Below are 20642 nucleotides of genomic sequence, written 5' to 3' on the forward strand. Positions count from 1 at the left end.
GCCGCGCACCTCGGCCTGCCCGCCGAGGCGCCCCTCGGTTCCTACCTCCCGCGCTACCCGAGTCACCTCGGAAGCGAAGGAGGAAAGCTGGTCCACCATCGTGTTGATGGTGTTCTTCAGCTCCAGGATCTCGCCCTTCACGTCCACCGTGATCTTCTTCGAGAGGTCGCCCGCCGCCACCGCCTTCGTCACGTCGGCGATGTTCCTCACCTGCGCGGTAAGGTTGCCGGCCATCGAGTTCACCGAGTCGGTGAGGTCGCGCCAGGTGCCCGCCACGCCCTGCACGTCGGCCTGGCCGCCGAGCTTGCCTTCGGTGCCGACCTCGCGGGCGACGCGGGTCACCTCGGAGGCGAAGGAGCCGAGCTGGTCGACCATGGTGTTGATCGTGTTCTTGAGCTCGAGGATCTCGCCCTTCACGTCGACGGTGATCTTCTTCGACAGGTCACCCTTGGCGACGGCGGTCGTGACGTCGGCGATGTTGCGGACCTGGCTCGTGAGGTTGGCGGCCATCGAGTTGACGTTGTCCGTCAGATTCTTCCAGGTGCCGGCGACGCCTTTGACGTGCGCCTGTCCGCCGAGCTTGCCTTCGGTGCCGACCTCGCGGGCGACGCGGGTGACCTCGGAGGCGAAGGAGCCGAGCTGGTCGACCATCGTGTTGACGACCTTCGCGATGCGCAGGAACTCGCCCTTGACGGGGCGGCCGTCGACCTCGAGGGCCATAGTCTGCGACAGGTCGCCGCGCGCGACGGCGCCGATGACGCGCGCGACCTCGTTCGTGGGCTGCACGAGGTCGCCGATCAGGGAGTTGATCGACGCCACCTTGGTCTTCCAGGACCCGCTGACCTCGCCGATGGAGGCGCGCTGGGTGATCTTCCCTTCTTTTCCGACGACGATGGAGATGCGGCGGAACTCTCCGGCCATGCGCTCGTTGAGGTCGGCGATCTCGTTGAGGTCGGCGGCGACCCTGCGGGCGGAGCCCGAGCGGTCGGCGGGCATGCGGGCCGAGAAGTCGCCCTTCTTGATCGCGGTCAGGACCTCGCCCAGCCGCCGCATGTCCTCGTCGAGCTGCGCGTGGGAGTCGAGGAGCTCGTTGAACGCGTCCGCGACCCGGCCCGCGACGCCGAATTTATTGAGCGTCATCCGCGCGTCTCGCTTGCCTTTCTTGAAGCCTTGGAGAAGGGTGAGTATCTCGATGAGCGCGGCGTCGCCGGAGGCGATCGAGTCTTGGCCGTTGAGGGGGATCGTGGAATGGTTCATGGTCGGTGTCTCCCGGGTGAGCGAGGCCACGTATTATATTTGACGCCCCCGTGACGGCCGATGGCCGAACTGTTGCACCTTTGTGAACTTTTCTTGACGCGTGGGCCTTGACGCTCGACGGGGGCGGGGCTACACTGGAAAACGACGTCCTCGCCCATACCGATGATCAAGACGAGCCGTTCCCGCTTCGAGATCCGGCAGGACCCAGACACGACCGCGGCCGTGGCCGGACTGGCGCTGGCCTGCTTCGGCGCGGTGGAGATGATCGTCACGCTCGGCTCGACGCTCGCCGCGTACGCTTTCCGCAATCCCGTCCCGCTCCTCGTGCCCTGCGTGCGCTTCACGTTGGGCGCCGCCTTCATGGCGTCCGGCTGGCTGTTCCTGCGCGGGCGCTCGCGGGTCGTCATCGACCGGGAGCACCGGATGGTCGCGCGCTACCTCGGCGTCGGCGGGCACTCCTCCGGCGGCAACGCGACGTGGGATCTCGAGGAGTTCCGCGCCGTCATCCTGATCAGCCGCGAGCGCCGGCGCCTGCTGCTGGGCGCGGTCACCCGCTCCTACGTGGTGTGCCTGCGCCGTCACGACGGGGGGGACCTGGACCTGTACTGGGCCCGCGACGTGGAGGACGGAGCGCGCGCGGGCGCCAACGCCGCGGAATTCGCCGGGCTTCCTTACTACGGGCGCGAGCCGGCCTGAACGAACGATGTGATAAGATGGGCGCCATGACCGCGCTCTGTCTTCTCGCCCTGCTCGCCGCCGTTCCCGCCCCGGCCTCGCCTTCGCCCCGGACCGCCGGCCTGGCCGGCCTCGCCCTGAAATGCGCCGGCGCCGAGTTCCCGAACAAGGCGGATCACGTCGCGGCCGGAATGCACGACCTCGCCCGTCCGCGCGACGCCCACCCGTCCTTCTACGGGTGCTTCGACTGGCACTCGAGCGTCCACGGCCACTGGCTCATGGTCCGCGCCCTGAGGACCGAGGCCGCGCTTCCCGACGCGGCGAGGCTCCGCGCCGCGCTCGACGCGCATCTCTCCTCGGCCGCGGTCCGGGGGGAGCTCGCCTATCTCGCCCAGCCCGGCCGCAAGACGTTCGAGCGCACCTACGGCTGGGCCTGGCTGCTCAAGCTGGCGGAGGAGTTGCGCTCGTGGGACGACCCGGACGCGAAGCGCTGGTCCTCGAACCTCGAGCCTCTCGCCGCCGCCTTCGTCGCGCGGTACGAGGATTTCCTGCCCAAGCTCACCTACCCGATCCGCGTCGGGACGCATCCGAACACGGCGTTCGGGCTGGCCTTCGCGCTCGACTACGCCCGCGCCGCGGGCGACAAGGAGCTCGAGGCCCTGCTCGTCGGGCGCGCGAAGGCCTACTTCGCCGCCGACAAGGACTATCCCGCGGCGTGGGAGCCGGGCGGCGAGGACTTCTTCTCGCCGGCGCTGCTCGAGGCGGACCTCATGCGCCGGGTCCTTTCCCGGGAGGAGTTCTCCCGCTGGCTGACCGCCTTCCTTCCCGAGCTCGGCCGCGGCGGCCCCCGGTCGCTGATGACGCCGGCGATCGTGACGGACCGCGCCGACCCCAAGATCGTCCATCTCGACGGCCTGAACCTGAGCCGCGCCTGGTGCCTCAAGGGCGTCGCGGCCGCCCTGCCGCCCGCGGATCCGCGCCGGACCGTCATCCTCGCGGCGGCGGGGCGGCACCTGGACGCCTCCCTGCCGCACGTCGCCAGCGGCGACTACGCGGGCGAGCATTGGCTGGCGAGCTTCGCGCTGTACGCCTTGTCCGTGGACTAGCGCGGGCGCAGAGGGGACGGCTTGCCGTCCTTCATCGCGAAGTGGCCGCGCAGCGCGCGCGCGGTCGGCGGGGCGGCGGGCTTATTGACCGCCACCTTGAGCTCCGCGCCGATGCGGCACACGCCGTCGAAGCGCGCGTCGTGCATGATGCGGAACAGCTCGCAGCCCGCGTCGAGCGCCTTGTTGCCCAGCTCGCTGACCAGGTCGAGGACCATGTCGGTCGCGCAGAAGCACCACGGGCAGGAGCGGTTGGCGACGGACAGGTGCCCGCACTTGGGGCAGGCCCGGCCGATCTTCGCGTAGCCGTCGCGCACGAGCACCCGCGCCGCGGCGCCCTCCTGGATCGCCGTCGTCACGGCCTCGAGGCCGATCACGGCGCCTCCGACGCGCGCGGCGTCGAGCAGGCGGTGCACCAGCACGCTCTCGCGCACCGATCGGGCTTGGCGCTCGTTGTGGAGGACGCGCTCGAGCACGGCCTCGACGGGCCGCTCCGGCCCCAGCACCGGCTCGAGGATGACGTCCTTCTGCAGGGAGGCGTCGAGAAGGGGGAGGAACGACGACGCGAGCGCGTCCGGGGCGCCCAGGATGAGCCGGTCGAACCGGCGCTCGCGGGCGAGGGTGGCGGCGTGCTGCGACACGGCCCCGAGACCGTCCAGCGTCTCGAAATCGCCGCTCATCGCCTCGAGCTCGAACGCCAGGCCCATGTGCAGCTCGACGAAGCGCGCCTTGGCCGGACCGAGGAGCAAAGTCATGAAGCGGTTGTACTGGCCCGCGAGCGCGTTGAGCGGGCGGAGATCGAGGGTCTCCGCGGCGCTCAAGGTGCTCTTGAACGGCTGAGGCAGGGCGAAGGTCTCGAACAATCCCCGCTTGGCGCAGGAGTACACCGCGGCCAGGCGGTGCGGCCCCGGGACGAACTCCGATTTGACGAACGTCTCGATGCGGTCGATGTCGCGGCCGAGCAGCTTCATGCGCGGGTCGCGGCGGGCGTCGGCGGCGAGCTGGTGGAAGGTCGACGGATACAGGCCGCCGCCGTCCACGGCGAGGTGCAGGGTGACGGCGTCGGGCTCCAGGGAACGGAAAGCCGCGAGGGCTTCGATCCTCGCGGCGCTCAGGAAAAGGGGCGTGGGTGACATGGTCGATCCGTTGCCCTAAGGATAACCCGCGGACCGCGATCCGTCAAGGAAACACGGGGTTAAGACGGCGGGTCATGCGCGCTTCATAAACTCTTTGCCCTCCCTCCATTGGAGTCCGCGGGCGGGCGTGTTATCCTGAGTTCGTCGGACGGCGAGCGGCTCTCTGAGGGGGGAACCGCTCGCCTCGTTTCAGGGGACGGTTCAGCGCGGATTCTCCACGCGGCGCAGGTTCCCCTCCCAATCCGAGAAGTAAGCGGAGCGCCCGGTCGCGATCAGGAAGCCGTCCTTGAGAGGGACCGCCTCCTCGATGTCTTCGCGCAAGGGACGCGACAGGACCGTGCGCCCGGCGGCGTCGAGGACCGTGAGCTTCCCGCCCCAGACGAGCCAGGCCTTGCCCTCCGCGCGGCGCATCAGCGCGGGGCGGGAGGAGCGGGGCATGGAGAGCTCCCGCGCGAGGCGCGCGTAGGCGAGCGGCCGCGCGGGCTCGCCTCCGGAGTCGACGGCCCACAGCGTGGAGCCCGGTCCGAAGGAGAACAGAGTCCCGTCGGGCAGGCCTTGGTAGGTCGAGCCGTGCAGGGGCCAGGCGATCGCGGCCGTTCCGTCCGCGCGGCACAGCGCGACCTGCTCGCCCTCGGCGGTCCGCACCGGGACCAGGTACGCCCGGCGGCCGGCGGCCTCGTCGGGATACACGGGGTCCGGGTCCAGCGCGACGCCCGGCAAAGTCCACCGTTTCCCGCCCGCCTCGAGGCATTTGCCCGCGCAAGCGACGCGTCCGACCGAGGCTTCGCCCCGGCGATGGGACAGGAAGCCCGTGTAGCCTTCGAACCAGGCCGCCTTGTCGCCGCGGACGAAATAGTCGGCGGCCGGGGCCAAGAGCACGCGCTTGGCGTCGGGGTAGCGGTGCTTCAGCGGAACGCCGCCGATCATCGAGAGCGAGCCGTGGTCCGTCATCCGACGGCTCTCGGCCTTGCCGCCTTCGACGCGCCACAGCTCGGTGTTGGGGCTGACGTAGCGCTCGATCCACAGGACGCCTTTCTCGTCGCGCCAGGCGCCGTGGAGCCAGACCTTGTACGGCTCGAGGAGCAGCTCGGACAGGCCGGAGTTCTGCTCGGGGACGAGGGCGCGGACGCCCGAGGCGTCCGCGATCAACAGCCCGCCGCGCACGGTCTTGAGCACGGCGCCCTCTCCGGCCGCGGCGAGTGCCCGGCTCCCGCGAGGATAGCGGCCGTCGAACGACTGGTAGCGATAGACCGCGGCGGCTTCGAGGGGGAGGACGCGGGCGTCGAGCATCCTGAGCTCCATGCCCGCCCGTCCCCAGATCGCGAGCCCGGGCAGGAGCAGCAGGACCAGGGCGGAGGCCAGGACGCGCGGGCCGGCGCGGCGTTCGGCCCAGCTCGCCGCGAGGGCGCCGGCCCCGAGCTTGGCGAGCGCCCCCCCGGCGGCGAGCGCCAGAGCCGTCCTCAGGCAGGAGGCGCCCCAGGCGTGATGCTCGATCTGGAGCCCGAAGCAGACGGCGACGGCCGCGCCCGTCAACGTCGTCGCGGCGAGGGCGAGCAGGCCGCCGGCCGTCCCGTGGCCGAGCAGGCGCGACAGCGTCCAGGCTCCCGCGAGGACGTCGAGCGCGGCGATCGCCAGCAGCGGCGCGATCTCGAGCCCGTACCAGAAGGCCGCGCCCCAGGCCTTCCGCCCGGGGGACAGGACGCGGCCCGGCGGCATGCCCAGGACGGCGCCCGTCGCCAGGACGAAGCCGGCGAAGGCCGCGGCGAGCAGGACGGAGGCGGCGAGGGAGGAGAACGCGCGCCGGCCGGGTGACAGGGGCAGGATCGCCTCGCAATCATTCGCCTCGCGCGAGGCCGCCGAAGCGCCGGAGGCCGCGCCGATGAGGGCGGCGGCCAGTGGCACGCCGAGGAGGACCCAGGCGGTCAGCGCCGCGTCGAGGCTGAGCTTCAGCTCCAGGCCCGTCGTCGCCGAGACGAGGCGGCACACCGGCAAGGTGACGAGGAAGGCCGCCGCGGCGCTCGCGGCGGCGAGGCGGTTCTTGCGCAGCTCGAGCCGGATCATGGGGAAGCTCATCGGGGTCCGCCTCCTTTCAAGGCCAACAGATGCGAGAACGCCCGGTCGAGCGGCATGGGCTCGACCGTGGGCGAAAGCAAGGCGCCGCAGCCGAGGAGGCGCTCGCGCGAGGCGCGGTCGAGGACGGCCCAGGAGCGCACCAGGCCCTCGCCGCCGAGCGGGATCGCCCCGGGCACGGCGGGGGGCGCGTCCGCGGAGCGAAGCCTTCCCCCGATCACGCAGGCGTCGGCGCGCAGGGCGTCGAGCGCGTGGACCGCGACGATCCTCCCGCCGGCCATCACCCAGACCTCGTCGAGCAGTCCGGCGAGCTCGTCCATGCGGTGGCTGGTCACGAGCACGGTCTTGCCCGCCTCGCCCAGCTCGGCGACGAGTCCGGACAGCACCTCCTCGCGCACGAGCGCGTCGAGGCCCGAGGTCGGCTCGTCGAGCAGGAACAGGCTCGGGTCGTGCGCGGCGGCGCACACCCAGGCGAGCTTGCCGAGCGTTCCCTTGCTGGCGCCCTCGAGCCGGGTCGCGGCGTCGAGGCCGAGCCGCTTGCACAGGCTCACGGCTCGCGCCGGGTCCCATCGATGGAACAGGCTCGCGCGCAGGTCGAGGACCTCGGCGACGCTCATGAAGGGATGGAACGAAGGCCGCCCCGGGATGTAGCCCGCCGCCTGGCGTATCCTCCCCGAGCCGTCGGGGCGAAGCCCCAGCACCTCGACCTCGCCCGAGTCCGCGGCGAGCAGGTCGAGCAGGACCTTGAACAGCGTCGTCTTGCCCTCGCCGTTGCGCCCGAGCAGGCCGATCACCTTGCCCTGCTCCGCGGCGCCGGACGCGCCGTCGAGGACGCGGCGGCCGCCGAGGGTCCGCGTGACGTCATGGAAGCTCAGGGCGTTCATATGTCCTCCTTCTCCGCGCGCCGCACCAGCAAAGTGATGTCGTCCCAGTCGAGCCCGCCGCGCCGGGCCTGGCGCAGGGCCTCGCGCAGGCCGTCGCGGATCCCGGAGAGGCCGTCCGACGCCTTGCGGGGGGCGCCGGCGGCGACCACGGTGCCCTCGCCGCGCTTGGTCTCGAGCACGCCCTCGAGCACGAGTTCACGGATGGCGCGGGCGACCGTGTTCGGGTTGACCTTCAGCGACTCGGCGAGCGGGCGGATGGTGGGCGCGGGCTCGCCCGGCTTGAGCGCCCCGCGCGCGATGAGGCCGCGCAGGCCGGATTTGATCTGCTCGTTGAGAGGCGTCGGCGACAGGGGGTCGATGCGGATCATATTTAAGTGTACTAGTGAACTAGTACAGTAGTATTCTAGCCCCGCGCCGCGTTCTTGTCAAGGGGCGCGCCCAATACTGTTTCCGGAAACAGACGTTGAGGGCCCTTGACGGAGGGGGCTCCCGGTTTTACGCTGAAAGCATGGAAGGCTTCATCGTCCCTCTCGCGGCGGCCGTTTTTCTCTTCCCGATCCTGTTCATGATCGTGCCGCCCGCGGTGTCCGCGTGGCGCCGGCGCAAAGAGGTCCGCCGCGGCTTCAAGCCCAGCTGGCGCCCGGCCGAGCCTCTCCGCATCCCGGAGGCCGGAGAGACCGCGGCGACCGTCGAGCGCTTCCACGAGGCGCTGCGCCGCTCCGACCTGGCCGACTATCTCGGGTCTTGACGGAACCGGCTCCCGGGGCTATCCTCCGTCGACGCTTCGCTCTCCCGGAGAATCCCGATGACCTTCACCCTTCTGGCCGCCGTGCCCGCCGCGATCCTGACCGCGATGTACCTTTACGAGAAGCGGCGCCCGGCTCCGCTCCGTGCGGTCGCGGCGCGCTCGACCTTGAACAACGCGCTGCGCGGCCGCCGCTAGATTCTCGGCCTGACCGCCTAGCGTTGGCAGGACGGGCAGTAAGCGCTGGCGCGCCCGCCGATGCTCTTGCGCGTGCCGACGACGGCCCCGCCGCAGGTCCCGCAGGTCTTGCGCCCGTAGACCATCACGCCCATCTGCATGCGTCCCGGGCGGCCGAGCGGGTCGAGGAACGCCTCGTCGTCGAGCGTCGCGCCGCCCGCCGACACTCCCTGAACGAGGATGTCGCGGCACGCGGCGGCGAGCTTGTCCGACTCCGCCCGGCTCAACGACTTGCCCGCGCGGCCGGGGCGGATCCTCGCCGCGTGCAGGGCTTCGGTCGCGTAGATGTTTCCGAGCCCGGCGATCAGCTTCTGGTCCATGATCAGCGCCTTGACCGGCGCCGTGCGCTTGCGCAGGATCTTCCAGAGATAATCCGGGGTGAACTCCACATCAAGCGGCTCGGGTCCAAGGGCCGGAAGAAGACAGCCGACGCGGCCGAAGCGGCGCGAGTCGTGGAAGCGCACGGCCTCCGTGCCGATCCACATCTGGAAGCGCACGTGCGGGCTCTCTCCGCCGACGGTGATGCGCCCGGACATGCCGAGGTGGAAGATCACCTCGCCGCGATCCTTGATGACGGCGATCAAGTATTTCCCGCGGCGCTTGAACGACGAGATCGAACCGCCGGTGAGGATCTTGATCGCCGCCAACGGCGGCGCGCGATAGAACGTCGGCTTTCCGAGCGCGACGGCCGTGATGATCTTTCCGGCGTATCTCTCCTGCAGGACGCGGCGGACGGTCTCGACCTCGGGAAGCTCGGGCATCAGCGTCCGCAGGAGTCGCCGGAGTCGCCGGAGCCCTTGTTCCACGGCATCTTGGCGAGTATGAGCGCCATCGTGCAGATGTCGGTCACGCCGGCGAACATCAGGCCCAGGCCGACGAAGCCCGAGAGATAGAACCAGCGGGGGCCGGCCGTGAAGCCCAGGACCGCGCCGCCGAACGCCAGGAGGCCGGCGACGAAGCGCATCTGCCGCTCCAGGCTCCAGACTTTGCGTTCGCCGCGCACGACCGGCTTGCCCGAGGACATCCAGGCGTTGAGGCCGCCGGCGACGACGAAGACGTCGCGGCGGCCGAGCGACTTGAGCTGGGACGCGGCCGAGGCGGCACGCGAGCCGGAGCGGCACAGGAGGTAGACGGGGACCTTCGGGTCGAGGCGGCCGGCCAGCTCCTTGAGGCGGGAGAGCGGGAGGTTCAGCGCGCCCTCGACGCGGAGCGTGTCGACCTCGCCGGGCTCGCGCACGTCCACGAGGGCGCCGGGGGCCCCGGACTCGAGTATGCGGTGCGCGGACTCGGGGTCGATGGTGGAGAAGAGCTCTCCGCTCATCTCAATACTGCGGGACGGAGGGGTCGATGGACTCCGACCAGGCGTTGATGCCGCCCGCGACGTTGGTCGCGTCGTAGCCCTTCTCGCGCAGGAACCGCACGGCGTTCGCCGAGCGGCCGCCCATCTTGCAGTGCACGATCAGCTTCGCGCCCTTGTCGAGCTCGCCGAAGCGCTCGGGCAGCTTGCCCAGCGGGATGAGGGTGGAGCCGGGGATCTTGGCGATCTCGTACTCATGGGGCTCGCGCACGTCGAGGAGCACGAACTTGTCCTTTTTATCGAGCATCGCCTTGAGGTCCTGGACAGAGATCTCGGGAATGGTCACGGTCGGTTTCTCCTTGAGGCCGCAGAAGGCCTCGTAATCGATCGGCGCCTTGATGGTCGGATTTTCCGAGCACATGGGGCAAGCGGGATTTTTCTTCACCTTGAGCGTGCGCCAGCTCTGCTCGAGGGCGTCGTAGAGCATCAGGCGGCCGGAGAGCGGGCGCCCGATGCCGAGTATGAGCTTCAGGGCCTCCACGGCCTGCATGGTGCCGATGACGCCCGGGAGCACGCCGAGCACGCCCGCGTCCGCGCAGCTGGGCACGAGGCCGGGGGGCGGGGGCTCGGGGTACAGGCAGCGGTAGCAGGGGCCGTCCTTCAGGCCGAACACGGACAGCTGGCCCTCGAAGCGGAAGATGGAGCCGTAGGCGTTGGGACGACCGGTCAAAACACAGGCGTCATTGACCAGATAGCGCGTCGCGAAGTTGTCGGTGCCGTCGGCGATCACGTCGTAGCGCTTGAAAAGCTCCACGGCGTTCGCCGAGCTCAGCTTGGTCTCGTGCAGCTCGACGTTGACGAAGGGGTTCAGTCCCTTAAGACGTTTCTCGGCGGATTCAAGCTTCGAGGTCCCCACCGAGGACGTGTCATGGAGGATCTGCCGCTGCAGGTTCGACTCGTCCACCGTGTCGAAATCGACGATGCCGATGCGGCCCACGCCGGCCGCGGCCAGGTACAGCGCCAGCGGCGAGCCCAGACCGCCCGCGCCGACGCACAGCACCGACGAGTTCTTCAGCTTCTTCTGGCCCTCGGCGCCGACCTCGGGCATGATCAGGTGGCGGTGGTACCGGGCGAGCTCGGCCTTCGTCAGCTCGAGCTCCGCGACCGTCGAGCCGCCGGCGATGGCGGGCACGATCAGGATCGTGTCCCCGTCCTTGACGGCGGTGGCGAGGCCCTGCTTGTCGCGGGCGTCGTCGTCGTTCACATAGACATTGACGAAAGAACGCAGTTTTCCGTCCGGCGACATCAGCTGCTGGCGCAGTCGTTCGTGCCTCGTAAAGAGCTTTTCCAAAGCGTCCCCGACGCTGTCGGCGTCGACGCTTATCTTTTCCTGCTTGTCCGCGAACGCCCGCAGGGCCGTGGGAAGTCTTATCTCAATGCTCATGATCATCCTTCGATTACGATCTCTTCTTCTATGAACGAGCGCCCGTCCTCCGTCCTTTGCCAAGACCGCGAGTCCACGGCCTTGCCGTCGCGTACCTGCAATATCCAATAGCTGCAGCACGGCATCGCCATGGTCAGGTCGAACGGCGACGGCCAGGCCGGCACGGACGGATGCGAGTGGAAGAATCCCACGACGCCTCGTCCGGTCCCCGACAGCTCGGCCTCGACGCGGGCCATGACCTTCGGGTCGATCAGATAGCGGTTGGTTTTCGCCGAGGCGTCCCAGCCGTTGGGCAGGGGCCGGGCCTCGTCGACGACGAGCGTCCGGCCGGGCTTGTCGAAGTCACCGGGGACCGGCCCGATGAGCAGGCCGCAGCCCTCCTCGGGGAAGGCCTTCTCGCAGGTCGCCGCGACGATGGCCTCGACGGCGCGGTTGAGCTTCAGGCTCATGGCTGCCAGAACCTCTCTCCCAGGTAGCGCTCGCCGGAGTCGGCGAAGACGGTGGCGATGACCGCCTCGCGTCCTTGGGCCGCGAGGTCCTTCCCGAGCCGCAGCGCGGCCGCGAGGTTCGCGCCGCCGGAAGGGCCCAGCAGGATGCCGCCCTTGCGCCCGAGCGCGCGCGCCGCTTCCTGCGCTTCCTCGGTGGCGATCTGGATGCGGCTGTCGGCGACGGAATCGTCGTAGATCTTCGGGATGATCGAGGTCTCCATGTGCTTGAGGCCCTCGAGGCCGTGCATCGGACCGTCCGGCTCCATCGACACGAGCCGCACGGAGGGCTTGAGCTCGCGCAGGCGCCGTCCCGCGCCGACGAAGGTCCCGCTCGTGCCGAGCCCGGCGACGAAATGGGTGACATGGCCCTGCGTCTGCTCGAAGATCTCGGCGGCGGTCGTCTCGTAGTGCGCGCGCCAGGTCATCGGGTTCGAGTACTGGTCGGCGTACCAATAGCGGCCGGGCTCGGCCTTGAGCATGAGCCGGACCTCGCGGATGGCGCCGTCGGAGCCCTCGAGCGGGTCGGTGAAGAACAATTCGACGCCGTAGGCCTCCAGGATCGCGCGCCGCTGCCGGGCGATCGAGCCGGGCACCGCCAGGGCCACCTTGACCCCCAGGCGCGCGCCCAGCCACGCGTAGGCGATGCCAGTGTTGCCCGACGAGGAGTCGAGCAGGACCTTGCCGCCGTCGAGCTTGCCCGTTTCCAGCGCGTCCCTGACGATGAAGAACGCGGCGCGATCCTTGACGGATCCCCCGGGGTTGGCCCATTCCGCCTTGGCGACGACGCGGACCTTGTCGCCGAGCTCGGGAAAGGCGAACGACACGTCGAGCAAGGGGGTGTTCCCGACGCGGATCCCGTCGATGGAGCGCGCGGCAGTCGCAGGCATAATGATAGTGTAATAAACCTGACTAAATCAGTCAAGTATCGGGACTCAGGGAATGATGTTCGGAGAGAAGACGACCACGTTCTCCGAGGCGCCGTCGATGACGACGACCAGCTCGTCGCGGCCGTCTCCGTCGAGGTCGGCCGCGGACAGGGAGCCCACGGGCGACAGGAACTTGCGCGAGGCGACGGCCTTGCCAGAGGAATCCAGCAGGAACACCCAGCCGTTGCTCGTCCCCACGACCAGGCGCCGCTCGGCGCCCGGGACGAACCGGGCGAGCGTGTAGCCGGTGATCGTGATGGGTCCCAGGTCGGCGGACGCCACGCTTTCCCAGCGGCGTCCTTCCTTGCCCTTGCGTCCGAGCTGGATGAGGAGCGTCTCGCGGCTCGAGCCCGCCTTGGAATCCAGCGTGTACAGGCGCGGCTCCCGGACGTCGTCGAGCAGCATGCGGTCGGCGTTGCCGCCGAGGGAGAGGCGTTCCCGGACCTTCCCGGAGGCGTCCAGGAAGGTCAGGCGGGAGGTGGAGTGCCAGGCGGCGAGGACCGGGCGGCCGTCGAGCCGCGCGGTCGAGAGCTCGCGCACGTCGGCGGGGTCCGCCGTGCTCCAGGCGCGCTTGCCGTTCGGCCGGAAGGCCTCCAGGCCGTTCTCGCCGTAGGCGTGGCCGACGACGATCAGGGGGCCTCCGTCCTTGGAGCCGATCAGCGCGGCGCCGCTGACGCCGTCCTTGACGGGGATGTCCACGACGCCGCCCTTCTCGTTCCAGACGCGCAGCCGCGAGTAGTCCCACGTCACGGGCAGCGGCGCGGCCCGGCCGCGCTCGAGCCACCCGACCTCCTTGTGCACCGCGTCGAGCGGTCCGGCGTCCGGGAAGCGCTCCTGGGAGACCGTCTTCGCGTCGGCGTCGAGCACCTGCGTGAAGAAGAACTTCTTCCCCGTGTTGTCGTCGTAGTCGGAGCAGACGAGGCGGATCTCGCCGCGCGAGGGCAGGACGGCGGCGTCGACGAAGGCCCCGTTCTCGCACCAGCCCATGCCGCGATCCTTGAACGACGACGCGGGCTCCCAGGCGTAGCCGCCCAGCGGGCGGATCTTCATGCCGCGCGCGAACCTCGGCGCGACGACCTGCGCCGCCGCGGAAGCGGACAGGACCGTCGCGGCGGCCAGCAGGGCGAGCCGGGTCATCACGCCTTCTTCGGCGGCGTGCCGGAGTCCTGCGGCACGAGCTTCATGCCCGAGCCCATCAGGCTCGCCATGAACGCCGCCAGCATGTTGGACGAGGCGCCGTCGTTCCCGCCGCCTCCGGCCACCATGATGTCGGGCGTGATCTTGATCTTGCCGTCGGAGACGCGCTTCATGACCTCGATCATCGCCAACGGCCCCTGGCCGACCGCGGCCGCCTGGCGCACGTACGCCTCGGCGGTGGCGTTGCCGACCGCCAGGATCTTCTCGCCTTCGGCCTTGCCGACGGCCGCGATGCCGGCCGCGATGCCTTCCTGCTCGAGCCGCGTCGCCTGGCTGCGTCCCTCGGCGCTCGTGATCATGGACTGCTTCGCCTGGGTCGCGATCTGCACGTCGATCTCGGCCTTCACCAGGCTCGGCTGGAGGTCGGCCTGCGCCTTGGTCTTCTCCATCTCGCGGCGGCGGGCCTCGGCCTCCTGCTGGGAGTCGAACATCGACATCTGCTGGGCGGCGACGACCTTGTTGGTGAGCGTCTGCATCAGGCGCTCGGGGAGCACGATCTGGCAGATCAGCACGGACACGCACTCCACGTGGTAGCGCCGCAGCTCGGCGACGATGTGCTCGCCGGCCTTGCGCTGCTCCTCGTGGCGGTCCTGCATGAACTTCATGGCCTCCGACGACGAGGACTGGTTGCGGAAGGACGAGTCGATGAGCGGATGCACGACGTGCTCGATGAGGTTGTCGATCGTGCCGATGCGCGCGACCATGTGCGGCGCCTGCTCGGGCAGGACGCGCAGGATGACCTTCACCTCGACGGTCATCTGGAAGCCGTCCTTGGAGACGATCGACAGCGGGTTGAACGCCCGCTCGCCGCGCGTCGGGGACTTCTCCTCGGCCCAGTCGATGGTGATGTTGGTCGTGGGGATGATGTGCGGCGTGAAGGCGAGCTTGTTGAGGTAGTAGGTGCCGGGGCCGAGGACCTCGCGCTGGATGCCGCGGTAGCCGGAGTCCACGACGTAGCGTTCTATCCCGTCCTTGAGCCTATCCTCCGGTTTGGCGTGGGCCTGCCCGGCGGCCGCGCCGATCCCGGCCGGGTCCTTGCCGATGTTGGAGACGATGACGGAGACCTCGCCGCGCGCGACCTGGAGGACCTCGTCGAACGACGCGTCGAACATCAGCGGGTTGACGTAGTAGGTCCCGGGCTTCAGGAAATCGAGCTGCGGGCCGCGCTGGCCGCCGGCCTGCAGGAAAGCCGCGCCGTCCTGAAAATCCTTGTGGCCCTGCACGGACTTGGCCACGTACTCGGAGGGGGGCAGCGGATCGCCGTCCTTGGCCGTGACCATCCCGACCTTCTGCGCCGGGATCACGATGGCCTCGCGCAGCTCGACGGAGAACATCGCCGTGTTGATGCGGTAGGAGCCGGGCAGGAGGATGTCGATCTGCGGTCCTTTCTGCCCTCCCTGCTCGAGGAAGGCCTGGCCGTTCTGGAAGTTCTCGTGGCCCTTCACGCTGCGTCCGAGCAGGCGTCCCGGCGTCATCGGCTGGCCGTCGGTGGCGACGACGACGCCGATCTTGTTGTTCGTGATGCGCAGGGCCGGACGCTTGACGATCTTGAACAGGTAGGGGTTGACGCGGTAGGTCCCGGGGGGCAGGATCTGCACCTGAGGTCCCTTCTCGCCGCCGCCGCTGAGGAACGCCTCTCCGTCCTGGAACAGGTTGTGGTTGCCCAGCGCCTTGCCGAAGATCCGTCCGGGAGGCACCGGCGCGCCGTCGATGGATTCGACCAGCCCGACCTCGTTTTCCGCCACCACCATCATCGGCGCCTTCTCCGTTCTATACAGGAAGGGGATCAGGAAGTGCAGGCCGGGGCCGAGGATGCGGGCCTGGATGCCGACCTCGTTGGCCATCGCGACGACGCGGCCCTCGGGCATCGAGGTCCCGAGCCAGCGGCGCTCGAGGACGGCGATCTGCACGCCGCCGACGATCACGATCGAGTTGTAGACGAAGATGAACAGCGCGAAGAGCGCGAGAGTGAAGATCGCGAAGCCGAGATCGCCGGTGAGGCCGAGCGTCGAGAGAATCAGGTCCATGGGGAACGCCTCCGAAGAACGCCTAGGTCACAGGGATTCTAAGGAATCGTCACGGAGGTGACAAGGCCCAGGGGGACCTGACGTTCGCGCCGGCGCGAGCCCTTCGACTGTTTCCGGAAGCAGTTACTACTGATAATCACTATTCCCGGGAAGAGTCGAAGACCATCCGTTCGTGATTATCAGCAGTAAAAGCGAAAGGCCCGCCGGGAGCGTCCCCCAGCGGGCCTTTTTACGCCCGTTCTTCGTTAAAATTCTTCGCTGAACGCGACGGCGCCCGTCACGCCCGTCTGGTACGCGGACACGCGGCGCTCGAAGAAGTTGGCGAGCTCCTGCACGTCCTGGAGTTCCATGAAATTAAACGGATTCTTCGACCCATAGACCGGCTTGATCCCCAAATTCGCAAGCCGTTGATCGGCCACGCACTGGAGATATTGCCGCATGCCGTTGACCGAGAAGCCGGCGATGCCGCCGCCCAGGAGATCCTCGGCGAAGGCCATCTCGCAGTCGATGGCTTCCTGCATCATGACGATGACATCCTGTTCCATTTTAGGAGTAAACAGAGTGGGGTCTTCCGCACGGGCCGTTTTGATGATCTCCATGGCGGCGGCGATGTGCATGCTTTCGTCCCTGAAGACCCAGTTGGTACCGCCCGCCAATCCGTTCAACAGGCCCTTTGATCTCAAGAAGTAAACATAGGCGAAGGCGGCGAAGAAGAACAGGCCTTCGACGCACGAAGCGAAGCAGATCAGGTTCATCATGAACTGGCGCTTCTGTTCCTGCGTCTCCGTCCGGTCGAGCTTGTTGATCGAGGAGATCCACTTGAGCATGAAGTCGCCCTTCCGCTTGATCGAGGGGATGTTGTCGATGGCGGCGAAGGCCTTCTCGCGCTCGGCGGGATCGGGGATGTAGGTGTCGAGCAAGGTCAGGTAGAACTCGACGTGCACGGCCTCCTCGAAGAGCTGGCGGGACAGGTACACGCGCGCCTCGGGGGAGTTCACGTGCTTGTAGAGGTTGAGCACGAGGTTGTTGCTGACGATCGAGTCGCCGGTCGCGAAGAACGCGACGAGGCGGTGGATCAGGTGGCGCTCGGCGGGGGAAAGCTTGCTCTTGAGGTCGGTGACGTCGTGGGAAAAGTCCACCTCCTCGACGGTCCAGGTGTTCTTGATGGCCGCCTTGTACATCTCGAAGAACACGGGGTACTTCATCGGGCGGAGGGTGAGCGTGAAGCCGGGGTCGAGGATCATGGGCGGGTCTCCTGAAATTAGGGCTGAAATCGGCGGGGCGGGGAGGATCCTTTCGGATGGCCTCCCCGCCCCTCCACGGGTTATCTTACTGGCAGGCCTCGCAGCTCTCCGGGTTCTCCAGGGAGCAGGCGACGGCCGCCGCGTCCGAGGCGGGCGCGGCGACGGGCGCGACCGCGGCCGCCGACACGGCGACCGTCGTCTTGGCGATCTTGGTCGCCGGGCGCGAGCGCAGGTAATACGAGGTCTTGAGCCCCTTCTTCCACGCGTACATGTACATGGAGGAGAGCTTCCCGATGTTCGGGCTCTCCATGAAGAGGTTCAGCGACTGGCTCTGGTCGATGTACGCGCCGCGGTCGGCGGCCATGTCGATCAGGGAGCGCATCGGGATCTCCCAGACGGTTCGGTAGGTCGCCCGGACGGCCTCGGGGATCTCCGCGATGTCCTGGATCGAGCCCTCGGCCATCATGATGCGCGCGCGCATCTCCTCGTTCCACAGGCCGAGCTTCTTGAGCTCCAGGCAGAGGTACTTGTTGACCTGAAGGAATTCCCCGGACAGCGTCTCCCGTTTGAACAGGTTCGAGATCTGCGGCTCGGTGGCCTCGTACGCGCCGACGATCGAGGCGATCGTCGCGGTCGGCGCGATCGCCAGCAACAGCGAGTTGCGCAGGCCCTTCTTGGTCATCTCCGCGCGCAGCTTTTCCCAGCGGGTCATGTCGGACGGGGTCACGCCCCACAGCTCGAACTGGAACACGCCTTTCGCGGCCTTCGTCTCGGGGAAGGCCTGGTGGGGGCCCTTCGCCGCCGCGAGCTCGACGGACGCCGAGAGCGCGTGGAAGTAGATCTCCTCGGAGACCTTCTTGGAGAGCTCCCGGGCCTCGGCGGAGTCGAACGGATAGCCGAGCTGGAAGAACGCGTCCTGCACGCCCATGACGCCGAGTCCGACCGGGCGCCACTTGGCGTTGCTGGCCTTGGCCGCCGCCGTCGGGTAATAGTTGATGTCGATGACGCGGTCGAGGTACTTGACCGCGGTGCGCACGTTCGCCGCGAGCTTGACGAAGTCGAAGCGGCCGTCCTCGACGTACTTGCTCAGGTTGATCGAGCCGAGGTTGCAGACCGCGGTCTCGCCCTGGCTCGTGACCTCGATGATCTCGGTGCAGAGGTTCGAGGAGTGGACCACGTTGGCGGGCGAGCCGGTCTGGTTCGCCTTGAGGTTGCTGGCGTCCTTCCAGTTCATCCAGCCGTTGCCGGTCTCGGCGAGGGCCTTCATCATGCGGGCGTAGAGCTCGCGGGCCTTCACCTGACGAACGAAAAGTTTTTTCTCTTCTCCTTCGAGATAAGCCTCCTCGAACGCCTTGCCGTAGAGGTCCGTCAACTGGGGCATGGTCTTGGGATCGAAAAGAGACCAAACTCCGTCCTCCTCCGCGCGCTTCATGAACAGGTCGGGGATCCAGTGCGCGAGGTGCAGGTTGTGCGCGCGCCGGGCCGGGTCGCCGGTGTTGTCGCGCAGCTCCAGGAACTCCTCGATGTCGGCGTGCCAGGTCTCCAGGTACACGGCGCAGGCGCCCTTGCGCTTGCCGCCCTGGTTGACGGCGACGACGGAGCTGTCGAGCGTCTTGAGCCACGGGATGATGCCGTTGGACTGCCCGTTCGTCGAGCGGATCAAGGAGCCCCGCGCGCGGACGCGCGAGTACGACACGCCGATGCCGCCCGAGAACTTGGAGAGCAGCGCGATGTCGGTGTAGCGGTTGTAGATCGCCTCGAGGTCGTCGACCGGCGAGTCGAGCAGGTAGCACGAGCTCATCTGCGGGTGCTTCGTGCCCGAGTTGAACAAAGTCGGCGAGCTCGGCATGTGCTCGAAGCGCGAGATCAGGTTGTAGAACTCGACGGCCTCCTGCACGGTCTCGGCGAGGCCGCAGGCGACGCGCATGAAGAAGTACTGCGGGGCCTCGAGGACCTCGCGGGTCTCGGGGTTCTTAAGGAGGTAGCGGTCGTAGACCGTGCGCAGGCCGAAGTACTCGAACAGCTCGTTGCGCTGCATCTCGATGGCGTCGTTGAGCTTGCGGGAGTTGGCCGAGACGAACTGGCCGACCTTCTCGGCGATCAGGCCGTGGCGCACGCCGGCGGAGATGGACTGGGAGAACGAGTGGATGTCCTGGTTCTCGACTTCTTTCATGATGTAAGTCGAGAGCAGGCGAGCGGCCAAACGGGAATACTCGGGCTCTTCGGCGATCAACAGCGCCGAGGTCTGGATGGAAAGATTGTCCAGCTCCTTCGTCGTGGCGCCGTCGTACAGGCCGCCGATGGTCTTGGTGGCGATCTTCAGCACGTCGATGTTCTCGAGGCCCTGGCCCGAGCGGGCCACGGCGCGGACGATCTTGTTGACGTCGACCGGCTCGAGGGAGCCGTCGCGCTTGCGGACCTGCATCGTGGTCGCATTCGCGTCCTCGTTCGTGTCGGTTCCGGCGGGGGTGACAGGCGTCTTGGCGGCCGTGTTCATCCTTTTCTCCGTGGGGATTTTGTAGCGTTCTTTTGCTCGGATCCGCCGCGCGGCTCGCGGGCGTTTTCGAGGAGGCAGTAGAATAACCGATGGATATATTTTTGTAAAGACCCAGATGGACACCCTCAATCGTTAAGGAGTTTCTAGTGTTGATACGTAGCGTCTTCTACATCGTCATTTTGCTCATCTCCGCCTGCTCTCCCGCGCCGAAGCCGGTGAAAGAGCTTCCGGACTTCGCGCTGACCGCCGTCACCGTGGACGGCACCTCGCCTTTCGACCTGCGCGCGATGCGCGGCCGCGCGTGGATCGCCGATTTCATCTTCACGCGCTGCGGCGGCCCGTGCCCGATGCTCACCGCGAACATGGCCGGTCTGCAGCAGAAGCTGCCCAAGGAGATCGGCCTTCTCTCCTTCACCGTCGACCCCGATCACGACTCGCCCGAGGTCCTCACGCTGTACGCGCGCAAGTTCGCCGCGGACCCGCAGCGCTGGTTCTTCCTGACCGGCGAGAAGACGGAGCTGATCCGCCTCGTGCGCGACGGGTTCCTGCTGCCGATCGTGGAGAACGCCGCCGCCTCGCCGGGCGAGCGCGTCACGCACTCGACGAAGATGGTCCTCATCGACGCGCAGGGCCGCCTGCTGGGCTGGTACGACGGAGACGAGCAAGCCTCGCTGGACAAGCTCGCCGAGGACGCGAAGAAGCTCTAGGTCGTCCTCGCCGGCCTCGCACCGGTGCGAGGCCTCGGCTCCGCGACTGTTTCCGGAAACAGTCGTCCCCGACTATCCTTGAGGATAGCCGGGGACGAAACGCGGGATCGCATCGAAGGACCGATCGCGAGTCTACGCGTTGAAGCGGCCGATCTCGCCGGGCTTGCGCAGCATCTTGTTGACCTCGTCGAGGTGCAGCTCCTCGTTGACGATCAGCTCGCGCGCGTACTCCTCGAGCAGGACGGACTTGCCCTCGGACACCTTCAGCAGGTCGTTGTAGGCCTTCAGCGCGGCGCTCTCGTGATCGAGGCTCTCGCGCAGTATGTCGCCGATGTCGTGCTTCTCGGTCTCGAGCAGGGGGCCGATCTTGAGCGACGGATGGCCGCCGAACAAGGTCACGAGCTCTCCGGCCTTGTGCGCGTGGGCGAGGCTCTCGTCGGCGTTGCCCTTGAGCCAGGAGACGATGGGCAGGCGGTTGTAGCCGTACACCATCAGCGAGTAGTGCGTGTAGCGCACGACGCCGGCCAGCTCGAGCTCCATGATCCGGTTGAGGATGACGACGGCCTTCTTCTTGTCCTGATCGTTCATTGGGAATCTCCTTGTTTCCGCCCTGTCCGGCCGCATCGACTGTAGAACTTCTCGAGCCGCGGCGTCGAGTCATGATTATGCGAACGGGCTCCCGATTCTGCGCCCTTGACCTCGTCCGGC

General features: G+C 68.1%; 20 protein-coding genes. 5 read left to right on the forward strand and 15 right to left on the reverse strand.

Annotation, left to right across the window (positions count from 1 at the left end; translation table 11 throughout):
• A partial coding sequence (locus HYV14_17480) for a HAMP domain-containing protein (protein ID MBI2387780.1) occupies nt 1–1140 on the reverse strand: 1140 nt, incomplete at its 3' end.
• A gap of 279 nt (nt 1141–1419) precedes the next feature.
• On the opposite strand from HYV14_17480, the gene HYV14_17485 reads away from it, so the two are divergent.
• Both HYV14_17485 and HYV14_17490 read left to right on the forward strand, forming a co-directional pair.
• Nucleotides 1420–1953 (forward strand): hypothetical protein, encoded by a 534-nt coding sequence (locus tag HYV14_17485; protein ID MBI2387781.1) that lies wholly within the window; start codon nt 1420–1422, stop codon nt 1951–1953.
• Between the two features lie 17 nt (nt 1954–1970).
• Nucleotides 1971–3038, forward strand: coding sequence for a DUF2891 domain-containing protein (locus tag HYV14_17490; GenBank protein MBI2387782.1), 1068 nt, complete (start codon nt 1971–1973; stop codon nt 3036–3038).
• Here HYV14_17490 and HYV14_17495 read toward each other — a convergent pair.
• From HYV14_17495 to HYV14_17510, 4 genes are all read right to left on the reverse strand, one after another.
• Nucleotides 3035–4171 (reverse strand): hypothetical protein, encoded by a 1137-nt coding sequence (locus HYV14_17495; protein MBI2387783.1) that lies wholly within the window; start codon nt 4169–4171, stop codon nt 3035–3037. The two genes, HYV14_17490 and HYV14_17495, sit on opposite strands and share 4 nt — an antisense overlap.
• Nucleotides 4172–4372: 201 nt before the next feature.
• Nucleotides 4373–6244 carry a hypothetical protein gene (locus HYV14_17500; protein MBI2387784.1) on the reverse strand — a complete coding sequence of 624 codons (1872 nt, stop codon included), beginning with the start codon at nt 6242–6244 and terminating at the stop codon, nt 4373–4375.
• Nucleotides 6241–7125, reverse strand: a complete 885-nt coding sequence (locus HYV14_17505) for an ABC transporter ATP-binding protein (protein MBI2387785.1) — start codon at nt 7123–7125, stop codon at nt 6241–6243. Before HYV14_17505 ends, HYV14_17500 begins: the two co-directional genes overlap by 4 nt.
• Nucleotides 7122–7493, reverse strand: a complete 372-nt coding sequence (locus HYV14_17510) for a GntR family transcriptional regulator (GenBank protein ID MBI2387786.1) — start codon at nt 7491–7493, stop codon at nt 7122–7124. The genes HYV14_17505 and HYV14_17510 overlap by 4 nt, the downstream gene beginning before the upstream one ends.
• Nucleotides 7494–7633: 140 nt before the next feature.
• On the opposite strand from HYV14_17510, the gene HYV14_17515 reads away from it, so the two are divergent.
• Together HYV14_17515 and HYV14_17520 are read left to right on the forward strand one after the other, a co-directional pair.
• The gene (locus tag HYV14_17515; protein ID MBI2387787.1) at nt 7634–7873 is read left to right on the forward strand and encodes a hypothetical protein; all 240 of its coding nucleotides are present in this window, start codon (nt 7634–7636) and stop codon (nt 7871–7873) included.
• A 57-nt stretch (nt 7874–7930) separates the two neighbouring features.
• Nucleotides 7931–8068: a hypothetical protein gene (locus tag HYV14_17520; protein ID MBI2387788.1), complete on the forward strand. Its 138-nt coding sequence runs from the start codon at nt 7931–7933 to the stop codon at nt 8066–8068.
• Nucleotides 8069–8085: 17 nt separating this feature from the next.
• On the opposite strand, the gene mutM is transcribed toward HYV14_17520, so the two are convergent.
• The 9 genes from mutM to HYV14_17565 all read right to left on the reverse strand — a co-directional run bounded on the left by mutM (nt 8086) and on the right by HYV14_17565 (nt 19155).
• Nucleotides 8086–8868 (reverse strand): bifunctional DNA-formamidopyrimidine glycosylase/DNA-(apurinic or apyrimidinic site) lyase, encoded by a 783-nt coding sequence (mutM, locus tag HYV14_17525; protein ID MBI2387789.1) that lies wholly within the window; start codon nt 8866–8868, stop codon nt 8086–8088.
• Nucleotides 8868–9428, reverse strand: coding sequence for a rhodanese-like domain-containing protein (locus HYV14_17530; GenBank protein ID MBI2387790.1), 561 nt, complete (start codon nt 9426–9428; stop codon nt 8868–8870). Before HYV14_17530 ends, mutM begins: the two co-directional genes overlap by 1 nt.
• A 1-nt stretch (nt 9429) precedes the next feature.
• The gene (gene moeB, locus HYV14_17535) at nt 9430–10848 is read right to left on the reverse strand and encodes a molybdopterin-synthase adenylyltransferase MoeB (protein MBI2387791.1); all 1419 of its coding nucleotides are present in this window, start codon (nt 10846–10848) and stop codon (nt 9430–9432) included.
• Nucleotides 10849–10850: 2 nt separating this feature from the next.
• Nucleotides 10851–11297, reverse strand: a complete 447-nt coding sequence (locus HYV14_17540) for a M67 family metallopeptidase (protein ID MBI2387792.1) — start codon at nt 11295–11297, stop codon at nt 10851–10853.
• A complete protein-coding gene (locus HYV14_17545; protein MBI2387793.1) occupies nt 11294–12223 on the reverse strand; it encodes a cysteine synthase family protein in 930 nt (309 codons plus the stop codon). The genes HYV14_17540 and HYV14_17545 overlap by 4 nt, the downstream gene beginning before the upstream one ends.
• A gap of 45 nt (nt 12224–12268) precedes the next feature.
• On the reverse strand, nt 12269–13399 hold the full coding sequence (locus tag HYV14_17550; protein ID MBI2387794.1) for a hypothetical protein: 1131 nt from the start codon (nt 13397–13399) through the stop codon (nt 12269–12271).
• Complete coding sequence (locus HYV14_17555; protein ID MBI2387795.1) at nt 13399–15486, reverse strand: hypothetical protein; 2088 nt, start codon at nt 15484–15486, stop codon at nt 13399–13401. The genes HYV14_17550 and HYV14_17555 overlap by 1 nt, the downstream gene beginning before the upstream one ends.
• A gap of 245 nt (nt 15487–15731) precedes the next feature.
• Entirely contained in the window at nt 15732–16730 is a 999-nt protein-coding gene (locus tag HYV14_17560; protein ID MBI2387796.1) for a ribonucleotide-diphosphate reductase subunit beta, read from the reverse strand.
• Nucleotides 16731–16815: 85 nt separating this feature from the next.
• Nucleotides 16816–19155: a ribonucleoside-diphosphate reductase subunit alpha gene (locus HYV14_17565; GenBank protein ID MBI2387797.1), complete on the reverse strand. Its 2340-nt coding sequence runs from the start codon at nt 19153–19155 to the stop codon at nt 16816–16818.
• 221 nt (nt 19156–19376) lie between these two features.
• On the opposite strand from HYV14_17565, the gene HYV14_17570 reads away from it, so the two are divergent.
• On the forward strand, nt 19377–19934 hold the full coding sequence (locus HYV14_17570; protein MBI2387798.1) for an SCO family protein: 558 nt from the start codon (nt 19377–19379) through the stop codon (nt 19932–19934).
• Nucleotides 19935–20066: 132 nt separating this feature from the next.
• Here HYV14_17570 and HYV14_17575 read toward each other — a convergent pair whose 3' ends face one another.
• Nucleotides 20067–20522 (reverse strand): bacterioferritin, encoded by a 456-nt coding sequence (locus HYV14_17575; GenBank protein MBI2387799.1) that lies wholly within the window; start codon nt 20520–20522, stop codon nt 20067–20069.
• Nucleotides 20523–20642 lie beyond the last annotated feature (120 nt).

Source organism: Elusimicrobiota bacterium (assembly GCA_016182905.1).
GTDB lineage: Bacteria > Elusimicrobiota > Elusimicrobia > UBA1565 > UBA9628 > GWA2-66-18.

Coding starts and splice junctions, on each gene's coding strand:
- HYV14_17485 (MBI2387781.1), top strand. CDS start 1,420: ATGATCAAGACGAGCCGTTCCCGCTTCGAGATCCGGCAGGACCCAGAC.
- HYV14_17490 (MBI2387782.1), top strand. CDS start 1,971: ATGGGCGCCATGACCGCGCTCTGTCTTCTCGCCCTGCTCGCCGCCGTT.
- HYV14_17495 (MBI2387783.1), bottom strand. CDS start 4,171: ATGTCACCCACGCCCCTTTTCCTGAGCGCCGCGAGGATCGAAGCCCTC.
- HYV14_17500 (MBI2387784.1), bottom strand. CDS start 6,244: ATGAGCTTCCCCATGATCCGGCTCGAGCTGCGCAAGAACCGCCTCGCC.
- HYV14_17505 (MBI2387785.1), bottom strand. CDS start 7,125: ATGAACGCCCTGAGCTTCCATGACGTCACGCGGACCCTCGGCGGCCGC.
- HYV14_17510 (MBI2387786.1), bottom strand. CDS start 7,493: ATGATCCGCATCGACCCCCTGTCGCCGACGCCTCTCAACGAGCAGATC.
- HYV14_17515 (MBI2387787.1), top strand. CDS start 7,634: ATGGAAGGCTTCATCGTCCCTCTCGCGGCGGCCGTTTTTCTCTTCCCG.
- HYV14_17520 (MBI2387788.1), top strand. CDS start 7,931: ATGACCTTCACCCTTCTGGCCGCCGTGCCCGCCGCGATCCTGACCGCG.
- mutM (MBI2387789.1), bottom strand. CDS start 8,868: ATGCCCGAGCTTCCCGAGGTCGAGACCGTCCGCCGCGTCCTGCAGGAG.
- HYV14_17530 (MBI2387790.1), bottom strand. CDS start 9,428: ATGAGCGGAGAGCTCTTCTCCACCATCGACCCCGAGTCCGCGCACCGC.
- moeB (MBI2387791.1), bottom strand. CDS start 10,848: ATGAGCATTGAGATAAGACTTCCCACGGCCCTGCGGGCGTTCGCGGAC.
- HYV14_17540 (MBI2387792.1), bottom strand. CDS start 11,297: ATGAGCCTGAAGCTCAACCGCGCCGTCGAGGCCATCGTCGCGGCGACC.
- HYV14_17545 (MBI2387793.1), bottom strand. CDS start 12,223: ATGCCTGCGACTGCCGCGCGCTCCATCGACGGGATCCGCGTCGGGAAC.
- HYV14_17550 (MBI2387794.1), bottom strand. CDS start 13,399: ATGACCCGGCTCGCCCTGCTGGCCGCCGCGACGGTCCTGTCCGCTTCC.
- HYV14_17555 (MBI2387795.1), bottom strand. CDS start 15,486: ATGGACCTGATTCTCTCGACGCTCGGCCTCACCGGCGATCTCGGCTTC.
- HYV14_17560 (MBI2387796.1), bottom strand. CDS start 16,730: ATGATCCTCGACCCCGGCTTCACGCTCACCCTCCGCCCGATGAAGTAC.
- HYV14_17565 (MBI2387797.1), bottom strand. CDS start 19,155: ATGCAGGTCCGCAAGCGCGACGGCTCCCTCGAGCCGGTCGACGTCAAC.
- HYV14_17575 (MBI2387799.1), bottom strand. CDS start 20,522: ATGAACGATCAGGACAAGAAGAAGGCCGTCGTCATCCTCAACCGGATC.